The sequence below is a fragment of the Rhizobium ruizarguesonis genome, assembly GCF_012349115.1.
Classification (GTDB): domain Bacteria; phylum Pseudomonadota; class Alphaproteobacteria; order Rhizobiales; family Rhizobiaceae; genus Rhizobium; species Rhizobium ruizarguesonis.
On record NZ_PQIG01000113.1, the window covers coordinates 23,608 to 35,632 of the forward strand.

A 12,025-nucleotide genomic window follows, 5' to 3' on the forward strand; every position below is an offset into this window, starting at 1 on the left:
TACTTTCACCAAGGGTTAGAAATTATTCCTGACGTTCCCAGACCTGTGAGCGCCCGAGCAATGACACGCCAATGAAGCCGCGCACGGTCAGTTTCTTGCCTTCATCGGTCAGGTGGATTTTGCTGCTGTAGACTTTGCCATTGTCCGGATCGAGAATCTGGCCACCGGTATAGTCGTCGCCGTCCTTCTTCAGGCCGCTCAGGATGACCAAGCCCACGACCGGCGCGTCCTTGAGTGCGCCTTCGCATTTCGCGCAGGTCGGGCTTTCGTTCGCGGCGAGAAAGACTTTTTCGATCCTGCCCTGCAAGGCACCATTCGATTCCGTAATCCGGACCAAGGCCCTCGGTTTGCCGCTGACGTCATCGACATTCCGCCACAAGCCAACGGGCGAGGTGTTGTCAGCCCATGCCGCCGATGACATGAGCGCCGCAACGGCGGCGAGTGCGAAAACGGTGGACCGTCTCAATATATGCAATGCTGTCAGCTCCTTGAATTGCGTTGAACGCGTGTGTCGGCGGATAGGCGTAAAGACGGCTGTTCCGGGCGAAGGGTTTCGATGCCGCCAGCGTCGCAGAGGTCATGAAGAGTCGCTGAGATCTCTGCGGGTTCTAAAGCGCATCGCGATCTGTCAGATTCGCTTGTTGCGCTTTAGGTCTTTGTTTTTACGCATGTCGTTGTCGCAAAACCGCTGCACACTTTTGCGCGACATGCTTTAGTCGGCGACCGTGATGACCACCTTGCCCTTCGCGCGCCCGGTCTCGACATAGGCCAGCGCATCCCCGGTCTTCTCAAACGGGAACACCTTGTCGACGACCGGTCGGATCGCGCCCGATTCGATCAGCGCGGTGATTTGACCCAATTGCTGCCCTTCGGCGCGCATGAACAGGAACGAGTAGCGGATGCCAAGGCGCTTGGCCTTTTTCCGAACGCCTCGGCTCAGCAGGCGCAGCACCAGTTTCAGAAACAGATTCAGGCCGAGTTCCCCGGCGAATGCAGGATCGGGCGGACCGGAAATGGAAATGAGCTGGCCGCCCGGCTTCAGCACGCCCAGAGATTTTTCGAGCGTCTTTGGATCCTGACTGTTCAGAACGAGATCGTAACCCGACAAGACCTTCTCGAAATCCTGTGTCTTGTAGTCGATCACCACATCCGCCCCGAGGCTTCTGGCCAACTCGGCATTGCCAGCGCTCGTCGTCGTCGCAACGGTCGCGCCAAGATGCTTGGCGAGCTGAATGGCGAAAGTCCCGACCCCGCCGGAACCGGCCTGAATGAAGACCTTCTGGCCGGGTTTCACCTTGCCCACTTCGACCAGCGCCTGCCACGCAGTCAGCCCCACCAGCGGGATGGACGCCGCTTCCGTCATGCTGAGGTTGTTCGGCTTCAGCGCTACATCGGATTGATCAATGGCAATGAATTCTGCGAATGTGCCAATCCGATGGTCGCGTGGCCGAGCGTAGACCTCGTCGCCCACCTTGAAGCGCCGGACGCCTGGTCCAATTTTTACAACCGTTCCGGCAACGTCGTGCCCCAGGATAAAGGGTGGACGATAGGGAAGAATAAGCTTGAACTCTCCATCCCGGACCTTGGAGTCCAGGAGGTTTACGGCCGTGGCCTGGATCCGGACCAGGAGATCATTGTCCTGCAATTCCGGTTCAGGCAGGTTGGCCAGACGCAGAGCGCCCTTCTTCTTGTACTTATCAACGACGAATGCCTTCACGGGGCCTCTCCAATTCGAATTTTATTGCGGCGTCAGGCGCCAAGGAAGGACAAGGCCTTCGGCACGAAATCGGCATAGTTCTGGAAAATCCCGCCATGCCCGGCGTCCTGGTAGATAACCAGCTCCGCCCCGGGGATGCGGCGGGCCAGATCGGCGCTGTTGACGGTCGGGACCATGATATCATTGTCGCCATTGGCGATCAGGACCGGGACATTGATCCGGCCGAGATCCTGAGGCGCCTGCCGCCCCCAGGCTTTGATCGCCTTGAGTTGCCGCAGGAAGGCCCTTGGAGCGGGCCCCTTGTCCCTTCCCGCCTTCCGCTCTTTCAGCCGATCCAGAAAGGCTTTCGCGGCCCGGCGACCATTGGCAGTGGACGTGAAGAACAGATAGGTTTTTGGGTCGCGCAACGTCAGCAGACCTTTGATCATCAGCGGCCAGGACACTGCTCCGACCTTCTCGATGCCTTTGCCGCCGGCCGGGCCGGTTCCGGTCAAAATGAGTTTGCGCACGAGATCGGGGGCCTTCAGTGTGATGTCCTGCGCGACAAATCCCCCGAGAGAAAACCCAAGCAGATCGACTTTTTTAAACCCAAGCGCCCGGATCAACGCGATCATGTCGCGCGCCATCTCGTCGATGGTCAAAGGAGCCTTACCGCCTGAGGCGCCGATACCCCTGTAATTGGTGGCGATTACGTGATGCCTGGTGGCAAGACCATCGACAATGCGGGGATCGAAATTGTCCAGCACCGCGCCCCAATGGTTGAGAAGAATGACCGGCACGCCACCCTGAAGGCCAAGGTCGCGATAGGCAAAAGGTGTTTCCCCAACATTGATCCAGAGATTGGGAGCCTCGGCATAACACGTGGCAGACCGAAGATATCTCACAGACGTGTTCATCGTTTACTCCATTATCCCACCCGAACCGGCAGGCTTGGGTCGGAGGGAAAGCAGCCAGCTTCGATTGTTCAACTTTTTAATGACAACTATCATCATAGTTGATTAATGATATTCATCATCAAAGTTGTCAAGCGGAATTTTTTAGCCGATTCAACCGCCATCTCCCTCAGGCTAGAACCCGCATTATTGCTGCCAGGAAGGGTGCGAACATCATCGGCGTCGAGATAATCTATTCTCACTTCAAACTTCGTCATGAGCCCGAGACGCTCTTCGGTACATGCCAGTCCCGCGCTCGCCGGGCATGCCCGAGCTCGACCAGGCGAGAATTTTCTCGGAAAATCATGGGAGGCCGTTGCGTTTGTATTCTTGATCAGTCATTCTAGAACAAACGATAAAGAATCGGAGTGACGATGGGCCGAACGCGGGAATTCGATGAGGAGGCAGTGCTGAAGGGGGCGATGCAGATCTTTCGCAAGCACGGCTATCAAGGTGCGTCGATCCGGGACCTCGAGGAGGCAACGGGGCTCAAAGGCGGAAGCATCTATCACGCCTTCGGCGACAAGGCCGGCCTCTTCGACGCGGCGTTCGGACATTACAACCGGACGGTGCTGGAGGGACGCATCGAGCGGTTTGCGCCGCCCGGAAGCGGGCTTCAAGGCCTCCGCGAATTGTTCCTGTCGCTCCTGCATGAGCCCGACGATGGCGCGCTCGGCTGCCTGATCACCAACATGGCGGTGGAATTCGGCGGTGTTGCCGATCCGCATCCCCGTGTCGAGGCAGCGCTCGGCCTCCTTCGCACCACATTCCGCTCGAGGCTGACCGAAGTGCCGACCTTCGCTCGGGACGCCGATGGAGCCAAGGCGAACAGGACAGCCATCCGCCTTCTGGCCTTCTATCAGGGCATCCTCGTGCTCATTCGCGGCGGCGAAGACAAGGCCGGCCTGCGGCAGGCGATAGAAGACGAATTCAATCAACTGGAGACGCTGTTGTGACACCTGAGGCCCTATGGCATCGATATGCGGCCATCTGGTCGCTGGATGCTGACGCTCGCGAGCCGGAAATGCTGGCTTGCCTCGCGGACGATGTGACCTATTGCGACCCGAATGGAACAATCGCCGGGCGCGCCGGTCTCTCGGCTTACATGGCCGGCTTCAAGGAGAGCATGCCGGGAGGCCGGTTCAAGATATTGAGCGTCCTCCATCATAATGAACGTTCACTGGCGCGCTGGGCACTGCGCCACGAGGACGAGAGGGTCTTGCAGACCGGCACGAGCTTCGGGGTGATTTCCGATGGCCGGCTCGGCGCAATCACCGGCTTCTTCGATCCTCTGGCGGAGCAGCACCATGAGTAGCGAGGCGACACGCGAACTGGCGCTCGACTTTGCGAGCCAGATCGCCCCAGCAGGCTGCATCGATATCAGGCGCTTCTTCGGCGGCTCCGCCCTGGTCCAAAACGGCGCGCAGTTCGGTTTCGTCATGAAGGGCACTTTGTATCTCCGCGTCGACGAAGCGATGCGCGCGGAGTTCGAGGCAGATGGCTGCGAACCGTTCAGCTATCGCGCCGCCGGCAGGGATGTGACGGTTCGCCGCTACTACGCCGTTCCTGCACGTGTGATCGACGATCCCGCGCTGCTGCACAGCTACGCGGAGCGCGCATTGCACGCGACCCCCACGCCCAGCCACAGGCTCTCCGACACGATCCTGGCCGTCACTCCGTCCGGCTAGCGCATCGGTGAGAAAGAGGGGCCGACATCTGTCGGTCCCCCGCTCTTTTGAGGGCCGGAAGCAACATCTCCCGATTCAGGTGTTCAAGCCGCCATCCACCGTGAGGATGGTTCCGGTGATGTGCCTTGCAGCAGGGCTTGCGAGGAAAGCCACAGCGGCCGCCACATCTTCCGGCTTGCCGTAACGGCCAAGTGGGATCAAGGCACGCTGGAAGTCGGCAAAGTCGCCGTCGGCGGGATTCATCTCGGTGTCGGTCGAACCCGGCTGGACGAGGTTTACGGTGATATCGCGAGATCCGAGTTCCCGCGCGAGGCCGCGGGTAAACGAATGGAGCGCGGATTTTGTCATGAAATAGACCGTGCCGGTGTCGCCGACGATGCGTTCGGCGCCGACCGAGCCGATCGTGATGACGCGGCCTCCTGCCTGCAGATAGGGAATGGCGGCCTGCGAAGCGAGCAAGGGCGATCGTACATTGACATCAAGCAGCGCATCGATCTGCTCGACGCTGACGTCGGCGATCGCGGCGTAAAGCGCGATTGCGGCATTGTTGACGAGAATGTCGAGACCGCCAAGTGCCTGGGCGGCCTCGTCGACCGAGCGCTTCACGGCCGCCGGATCGGCGCTGTCGGCCTGGATGGCAAGCGCTTTGCGGCCCTTGCCCTCGATCGCCCGGACGACCTCGGCGGCGCGATCGGCCGAACGCTCATAGGTGATGGCGACATCAGCGCCTTTGTCGGCAAGCGCCAATGCGATGGCGGCTCCAATGCCACGCGAGCCACCTGTGACGAGGGCACGCTTTCCAGCCAGTTCTGTCATGATCTTCTCTTTCTGTAGTGATCGACACATAAATAGCTAGGCACGTTGCGATGGGGTGTCAATGGGTTTATATAATGATCGATGCAGAAATCGGATGAGATGTCGAACCTCGATGAAACCCCTGCCCGCAGTCGCGGGCGGCCGCGGGCGTTCGATCGGGAAGCAGCCTTGGCGCAGGCGACCCGCCTGTTCTGGATCAAGGGCTTCGAGGCGACCTCGATCTCCGACCTCACCGAGGCGATGGGGATCGGATCGCCGAGCCTTTACGCGGCATTCGGCTCGAAGGAGGCGCTCTATGCCGAGGCGCTGCGCCACTATCGCGACAACAACGAGGCGCTCGTCTGGGCAGGCTTCTTCTCCGCGGGCACGTCCCGTGAGGCGGTGAGGTCGTTTCTGATGGATTCAGCCGCTGCCTTGACCGGCTGTGTCGCGGATATTCCCCGCGGCTGCATGGTGGCGCTCTCTTCGGTCGGCAGCGAGGGCCATGTGGAACTCGGCGAACTGGTGCGCGCCGCCCGCGCCGTCACGCTCGACCGTCTGAAGGCGCGCCTGAACCAGGCGATATCAGAAGGCGAAATTCCGGCCTCGACCGACGTCCACGCGCTTGCCAGCTTCGTCCAGACCGTACAGAATGGCATGTCGATCCTGGCCCGCGACGGAGCGACCCGCGGCGAACTGGAGGCCGTCGCCGAGCTGGCCATGCTGGGTTTTGACACTCGAACCGGGGATGCTGAGCGCAGGCAAGGCTGATCGCGTTTCACCCGAAAGGTTTGGGTCCGGCCCAACCACGCGTTCCGATGACAGGAGGCTCAATCGTCGTGAGCAGCCAATCATCTGGACTACGCCAGAATATCTCCTTGAAGCTCACTTTGATCTTCCCGATCTCTTGCCACCAGGCCATCAGCATATCAGGTGATCCCATTTCTCTTGGCTGAAATTGAAAGGGAACCCGATTCGAATTGAGATCGACTAGCTTGGAGTAGAGGTCCTCGTTCTCCCAACGGTTGCCTTCGTCAACAAAGGTAATTTCTTGCCGAAGTTCATACGTGCCCGATATCCGGCTCCCCCCAATGAGGACGATGCGGCCCTCCGACAGATGAGAAACATTGAGCGGCGGAGGCTCCCCGTGTTTCCCAACTTCAACCGTGAATGGAAGTCTCCGGCCGGGATAGCTCATTGAGATCCAATATGTTTCCGATAAACGCTCAGATCTCCCCGGCCGCCGGTCCCCAGACATCCGTCAGCGCAAAACCGTTCGGATGCGGGTCAAAGGGGTCGAGGGCCACCTGGGTCAGGCCGAAGGTGAAGCCGCGGCCGGTGATGGTGGGGATGACGGCGGGGCGGCCGGCCACCTCGGTCACCGCCTGCAGCCCGACCTCGAACTCCGAGCCGATGATCGATTTCGAGGTGAAGGTGTCGCCGACCTTGGCCTTGCCGCGGGCATAAAGCGTGGCGAGATTGGCGGAGTTGCCGGTGCCGCAGGGTGAGCGGTCGGCCCGGCCCGGCCACATGGTGGTGCAGGTGCGCACCGTGCCATCGGCTTCCGTATCGCGGAACATGACATAGGCGACGCCCGAGATCGCCGGGATCTCGGGATGGACGACCTTGATGTCGCGGTTGATCAGTTCCTTGAGGATCATGCCGGCCTGGACGAGGCCGGCGGCATTGGCCTTCTCGATCGTCAGACCGATCTGGCCGACATCAACAAGCGCATAGAAGATGCCGCCATAGCAGATATCGGCCTTGATCCTTCCCCAATGCGGCGTGTCGATTGCGACATCGAGCTCATGCACGAAGGAGGGCACCATGGTGAGCCTGACCTTCTCGCAGCGCCCGTCGCGGCAGGTCGCCGTCGCCTTGACGAGGCCGGCCGCGGTTTCGAGCGTGACTATCGTCTCCGGCTCCTTCATTTCGACGATGCCGGATTCGAGCAAGGCCGTGGTGACGCAGATCGAGTTCGAGCCGGAGCTCGCATGCGCCTGGTCGGGCTGCAGGATGATGAAGGCAGCGTCAGCCTCCGGGTGGCGCGCCGGCAGCAGCAGGTTGACCGAGCCGATGGGCGCGCCGCGCGGTTCCAGGCAAAGGAAGCGGCGGAGCTCGTCGCCCTTCGGATCGGTGTTCAGCCAATGCAGCTGGGCCGCAATGGTATCGCCGGGGATCTTCGGCACGCCGCCGATCGCGACGCGGCCGATCTCACCTTCGGCGTGGACATCCAGCAGCTGGATCGTGCGCTTCCATCTCATATCGAAAACTCCAGATCAGACGTGACGGGTGACGCCGCCATCGACGCGGATATTCTGGCCGGTGATATACCCCGCGCCTTCGGAGAGCAGGAAGGCCGCGGTCTTGGCGATCTCCTCCACATGGCCGATGCGCTTCATCGGGACCTTCTCGGCGGTCTCCGGCTTGTGGTTGAGGCTATCGATATAGCCCGGCAGGATGCAGTTCATGCGGATATTGTCGGCCGCATAACGATCGGAATAGAGCTTGGTGAAGGCGCCGGCGGCGGCGCGATAGGTGCAGGAAACCGGGAAGACCAGCGACGGCTCATAAGCCGCGAAAGTGGTGATGTTGACGAAGGCGCCCTTGCCCTGTTTCAGCATGACTGGTGTGACCAGCCGCGCCATGCGCACCAGCGACAGGATCATCATGTCGGAACCGAGCGTCCAGTTCTCGTCTGAAATATCGAGCAGGTCGCCCTTCGGCGGATGGCCGCTCAGGTTGACGACGGCGTCGATGCGGCCATAGGTCTTCATCGTCAGATCGAAGATCGCCTTGAGGTCCTCGGCCTTTTCGGCCACGCCGCGCGAGGCGACGCCGCCGAGTTCGGCCGCGAGCTTTTCACAGCTTTCGGACGGCGACATCAGCGCCAGCTGATGGCCCTGCGCGGAGAGCTCGCGGGCGATCGCCTCGCCCATGCCGCGGCCGCCGCCGGTGATCAGCGCTACGGGTTTCGTGGTATCGGACATCGGGGCCTCCTAATAACGGTCTATGCGGAACGGGGTCATGTCGAGGGATGGTTTGAGCCCGGTCACCATATCGGCGATCACCAGCGCTGTCGTCGCCGAAAAGGTCAGGCCGAGATGGCCGTGGCCGGTCGCATAGAAAACGCCGGGCATTTTCGACGAGGGCGAAATGATCGGGATCGTATCGGGCAGCGCCGGACGGTGCCCCATCCATTCCGTCGTCTCCTCGACCTTCAGACCGGGCAGCGCACGCTGGGCATGGCGCACCAGCACCCGCGGACGGCGGAAATCGGGCGCGGCATCGAGACCGGCGAGCTCGACATTGCCGCCGACACGAATGCCGCCCGCCGTCGGCGTCACCATGAAGGCGCGATGCGGCCAGATCACCGAATAGCGCATCGAGATACCGGGCTTCATGATCTGCGTGTGATAACCGCGCTCGGTTTCGAGCGGGATCGGCTCGCCGAGCTTTTCCGCAAGGAAACGGGTGTGGACGCCGGCGGCAAGCACGACCGAACCGGCCTCGATCCGCCTGCCATCCTCGAGGAGGACGACAGCGGTGCCATCACCCCGGCGCTCGATATTCCGCACAGTGCCGGAGACAAAAGTGGTGCCGGCAGCTTTTGCGGCGTCGGCGAGTTTGACCACCAGCTTATAGGGATCGCGGATCGACTTGTTGTCGGGGAGCAGCACGGCTTTGGCGATCGCCGGCGACAGGGTGGGTTCGTGATATTGGATGGCGCCGTTGCTCAAAACCTCGAATTCGAGGCCGTAGCGCTGCATCATGGCGAGATGGCCACGGTCGGCGGCAAATTCCGCCTCGGTCTCGTAGATCGCGAGACAACCCTCCTCGGTCATCAACTCGGGTGCGCCAATCGCCTGGAGCATCTGCCTGAAATCGCCGAGCGCCCGGTTCGACAGGCGCATGCCGGCATCCTCGATCTCTCGGAGCCGCGAGGGCCGGCCGGCAGCGAGGAAGCGCAGGAACCAGGGCAGCATCCTGGCGGCATAGGAGGGCCGCAGCCAGACGGGACCTTCCGGATCGAGCAGCCAGCCGGGGATCTTCTTCCAGGTCGAAGGGCCGGAACCGGCGGCAAAATCGAGCGCAATGCTCGCCATATTGCCGAAAGAGGTGCCGCGACCCGGCTCGCCCTTGTCGATCAGCGTCACATCAAACCCGCGCCGCTGCAGCTCGAAAGCGATCGAGGCGCCGATCACGCCTGCGCCGACGACCGCTACCCTCTTCTTCGTCTCATCCGCCATGCCATCAACCCATCGCACGGCAGACAGAATTGCCGTCGTCAACCTGATATATCACATCAAGATGCGATGCCTAGAGAATTTCCGTTTTTTCGGAATCACGGAAGTTCTCTATTTCTTTGTTTTTTTCGCAATTCCGAAACGCAAAACCGCTGTGCACTTTTGCTGGAATTGCTCTGTGGAATTTTTACTGGCTTTCCGGCAGGCCGGCGCCGACGCTGTCGCCGACCGAACCGACGGTGTTGTTCATCGACTGGCCGAGACGCTTCAGCTGGGCATCGTAGTTGCGCCGGGTGCGCGGATCGAAGATCGCAATCGGCGTGCTGACGGCGACGCTGACGGCACTTCCGGCGGTCTGGGCAGCGCCCATCGCCACGGCGCCGACGGCCTCGCCGAGGCCGACATTGGAATCGGTGATCGTCTGGCCGGCAATTAGCCGGTCGCCGATCAGCTTCACCACTTCGGGGCTTTCGGCGAATTTGCCGTGGTTCAGCCGATCGCCGCCCTTGAGCTTGGTGAGGTCGAGCACGGTGATGCCGGCCGCCTCGAGCTTGCTGCGATAGGGTTCGACGGAGGGATCGATCTGGCCGAGCCGGTCGACATTGCCGGAGATGCGCCGCGACAGCGCCAGAGCCCGGTCATCCTGCGAAACGAAGATGGTGAAGTGCGGCCTGTCCTTGCCGAGGCTGGCGAACTGGCGGCCGAAGACATCGACATCGAGATCCGGCGAGGCAAGGATGACATTGTTGATCTTCGGAGCGACGTGACCGTTGCGGATCGCCATCTGCCGCAGCGCTTCGACGGTGAGCCAGGTGCCCATCGAATGGGCCATGATGGTGACGTCGCTGACGGCGGGATTGGCGGCGGTGCGGGTCAGCAGCTCCTCCAGCGCGTCGCGGGAATAGTTGGTGCTTTCCTTGTCGTAATTATAATCGAAGATGCTGCCGCGCGACGGCCAGGTGAAGACGACGGGCGCGACATCGGCATGCGAATCGTGGACGATCTGCGCGAAGCGGTAGACGGCATCCTCATAACGATTGTTGAAGCCGTGGACGAAGACGAGTACGCGACGGCTCTTCGGCATATGGGACTTCAGCCAGGTCTCGCCGGCCCGCTCGCCTTCCAGGGGATCGACAGAAACGGTGACGAAATCGCGCAGCGGATCGGCCGGCAGGCGGCTTGGCCATTGCACCTGGCCGACCTTGCGATTGGCTTCCGGCGGGATCGAGACATCGACGGCATTGACCGCGAGCCCGGTGCCGCGTTCGCCGGAGAAAAGCACGGCGGGATTATCGTCGGCAGCGCGCGTCGTGGCGACGAGTAGATCGACCTTCGACGTGCCGGGGGCCGCGGTGCCGGCCGCCTGCATGACACCGACCGGCCTGCCGCCGCAGCCGGAAAGCGCCATCATTGCTACCAGAAGACCTGTCAGGGCCGCGCGCGGGGCGCGTCTTTTGCCGATCATGACCAACTCCAATCGGTTCACGCACCGGACAGGCGGCGCCCGTTCAAATAGTCCGACGAGGCTTGCCGAGTCAAACCGCGGGAAATGAACAAGAGCGCTCCTGTGAAAACAGCTGCACGCTTTTGCTGGAAATGCTCCTGAAACTTTCGGCCGCCCCCGGCGTTCTTTTCCGATCAGATTCAATCGATGGATCACGGTCATGAAGGCGCTCGCGATCACATGCTTATCGACATTGATGCTGATGCCTTCGGTCGGCTTGACGGAGACGCTCGGCGAAGCCGATATCCGCCGCGACATCATCGGCAAGACGGTCTACCTCTCCACACCGCTCGGCGGTGAACTGCCGCTGATCTTCCGCTCCTCCGGCACGGTCGACGGCAACGGTCAGGCAATCGGCCTCGGCCGCTATGTCAAACCAAGCGATACCGGCCAATGGTGGATCGACGCCAACCGCCTCTGCCAGAAATTCCAGAGCTGGAACAAGGGCAAGCCGATGTGCTTCGAACTCGAACGCGCCGGCGCCAACAAGGTCAAATGGACCCGCGACAATGGCAAGACCGGTGTTGCCCGGATCGGCGATTGATCGATTTCGACTTGGGGAAAAGAGACCTGCGGGAAAAGAAAAAAGCCCGACGCGGGAGGAGGTGCGCCGGGCTCTTGATCCTGACTGACAACTGGGAGGAGGAGTGTTGCCAGTCCGATGTAAGAGCGCTGGGAGGAGGAGTGCGCTGCTTACGAAGATAGTAATAGCCAATTCTTTTGATTCGGAATAGCGAAAATACCGCAATGCAGCAATGCACTGGATGCAAGGCTTGCCCTCAAAATAACAGGTCGCCGCCTCATTTTGCAGCATGTTTGACCGGATGGTCAAAATTATGCCGAAAATTGCGGCCCTCTCGGATCGCCAATGGGCTGGCCCCCTCATCCGCCTGCCGGCACGCCGCCGGGTCGAACCACAGATCTCGACCCGTCCTTCGGCCGCGTAAACGGAGCGAAGGGACATACCGCAACATCTCGACTCCCTCTTCTCCCCAGCGGGGAGAAGGTGCCCGTAGGGCGGATGAGGGGCCGGCGAAGCCGGTCTTTCCTACAACGCGTGGCGGGATAGGAATGATGAGGGGGGTGATGCCGTGTGGCCCGCTCATCCGCCTGCCGGCACCTTTGTAACTTCCCTTTATCCG

15 protein-coding genes are annotated in these 12,025 nt (G+C 61.3%); 5 read left to right on the top strand and 10 right to left on the bottom strand.

The window, feature by feature from the left end:
• Positions 1–22: 22 nt before the first annotated feature.
• The 4 genes from C3Y91_RS31280 to C3Y91_RS31295 form a co-directional block, all read right to left on the bottom strand.
• Positions 23–421: a DUF2147 domain-containing protein gene (locus tag C3Y91_RS31280; RefSeq protein ID WP_226306916.1), complete on the bottom strand. Its 399-nt coding sequence runs from the start codon at positions 419–421 to the stop codon at positions 23–25.
• 291 nt (positions 422–712) lie between these two features.
• Positions 713–1,717 (bottom strand): NADP-dependent oxidoreductase, encoded by a 1,005-nt coding sequence (locus C3Y91_RS31285; protein WP_024323888.1) that lies wholly within the window; start codon positions 1,715–1,717, stop codon positions 713–715.
• Positions 1,718–1,749: 32 nt separating this feature from the next.
• Complete coding sequence (locus C3Y91_RS31290; protein WP_018496517.1) at positions 1,750–2,613, bottom strand: alpha/beta fold hydrolase; 864 nt, start codon at positions 2,611–2,613, stop codon at positions 1,750–1,752.
• Between the two features lie 92 nt (positions 2,614–2,705).
• Positions 2,706–2,867: a hypothetical protein gene (locus tag C3Y91_RS31295; RefSeq protein WP_018068765.1), complete on the bottom strand. Its 162-nt coding sequence runs from the start codon at positions 2,865–2,867 to the stop codon at positions 2,706–2,708.
• A gap of 156 nt (positions 2,868–3,023) precedes the next feature.
• Between C3Y91_RS31295 and C3Y91_RS31300 the strand changes: the two genes are divergently transcribed.
• From C3Y91_RS31300 to C3Y91_RS31310, 3 genes are read left to right on the top strand one after another with little or no spacing between them, the layout of a single operon-like run.
• Positions 3,024–3,605 (top strand): TetR/AcrR family transcriptional regulator, encoded by a 582-nt coding sequence (locus C3Y91_RS31300; RefSeq protein ID WP_130687524.1) that lies wholly within the window; start codon positions 3,024–3,026, stop codon positions 3,603–3,605.
• A complete protein-coding gene (locus C3Y91_RS31305; RefSeq protein ID WP_130656289.1) occupies positions 3,602–3,964 on the top strand; it encodes a nuclear transport factor 2 family protein in 363 nt (120 codons plus the stop codon). The genes C3Y91_RS31300 and C3Y91_RS31305 overlap by 4 nt, the downstream gene beginning before the upstream one ends.
• A complete protein-coding gene (locus C3Y91_RS31310) occupies positions 3,957–4,337 on the top strand; it encodes a TfoX/Sxy family protein (protein WP_130685835.1) in 381 nt (126 codons plus the stop codon). The genes C3Y91_RS31305 and C3Y91_RS31310 overlap by 8 nt, the downstream gene beginning before the upstream one ends.
• Positions 4,338–4,412: 75 nt before the next feature.
• Here the strand turns inward: C3Y91_RS31310 and C3Y91_RS31315 are convergent, their stop codons facing one another.
• Positions 4,413–5,153, bottom strand: coding sequence for an SDR family NAD(P)-dependent oxidoreductase (locus C3Y91_RS31315; protein ID WP_130687520.1), 741 nt, complete (start codon positions 5,151–5,153; stop codon positions 4,413–4,415).
• 81 nt (positions 5,154–5,234) lie between these two features.
• On the opposite strand from C3Y91_RS31315, the gene C3Y91_RS31320 reads away from it, so the two are divergent.
• The gene (locus tag C3Y91_RS31320; protein ID WP_174827174.1) at positions 5,235–5,903 is read left to right on the top strand and encodes a TetR/AcrR family transcriptional regulator; all 669 of its coding nucleotides are present in this window, start codon (positions 5,235–5,237) and stop codon (positions 5,901–5,903) included.
• 7 nt (positions 5,904–5,910) lie between these two features.
• On the opposite strand, the gene C3Y91_RS31325 is transcribed toward C3Y91_RS31320, so the two are convergent.
• From C3Y91_RS31325 to C3Y91_RS31345, 5 genes are all read right to left on the bottom strand, one after another.
• Positions 5,911–6,330: a hypothetical protein gene (locus C3Y91_RS31325; RefSeq protein WP_130687516.1), complete on the bottom strand. Its 420-nt coding sequence runs from the start codon at positions 6,328–6,330 to the stop codon at positions 5,911–5,913.
• 28 nt (positions 6,331–6,358) lie between these two features.
• Positions 6,359–7,396, bottom strand: coding sequence for a 4-hydroxyproline epimerase (locus C3Y91_RS31330; RefSeq protein WP_130687514.1), 1,038 nt, complete (start codon positions 7,394–7,396; stop codon positions 6,359–6,361).
• A gap of 15 nt (positions 7,397–7,411) precedes the next feature.
• Positions 7,412–8,122, bottom strand: coding sequence for an SDR family oxidoreductase (locus C3Y91_RS31335; RefSeq protein ID WP_130687512.1), 711 nt, complete (start codon positions 8,120–8,122; stop codon positions 7,412–7,414).
• A gap of 9 nt (positions 8,123–8,131) precedes the next feature.
• Positions 8,132–9,382 carry an NAD(P)/FAD-dependent oxidoreductase gene (locus C3Y91_RS31340; protein WP_130687510.1) on the bottom strand — a complete coding sequence of 417 codons (1,251 nt, stop codon included), beginning with the start codon at positions 9,380–9,382 and terminating at the stop codon, positions 8,132–8,134.
• A gap of 184 nt (positions 9,383–9,566) precedes the next feature.
• Positions 9,567–10,844: an alpha/beta hydrolase gene (locus C3Y91_RS31345; protein ID WP_130660806.1), complete on the bottom strand. Its 1,278-nt coding sequence runs from the start codon at positions 10,842–10,844 to the stop codon at positions 9,567–9,569.
• A 199-nt stretch (positions 10,845–11,043) separates the two neighbouring features.
• On the opposite strand from C3Y91_RS31345, the gene C3Y91_RS31350 reads away from it, so the two are divergent.
• The gene (locus C3Y91_RS31350) at positions 11,044–11,427 is read left to right on the top strand and encodes a hypothetical protein (protein ID WP_168576206.1); all 384 of its coding nucleotides are present in this window, start codon (positions 11,044–11,046) and stop codon (positions 11,425–11,427) included.
• The last annotated feature ends 598 nt before the right edge of the window (positions 11,428–12,025 follow it).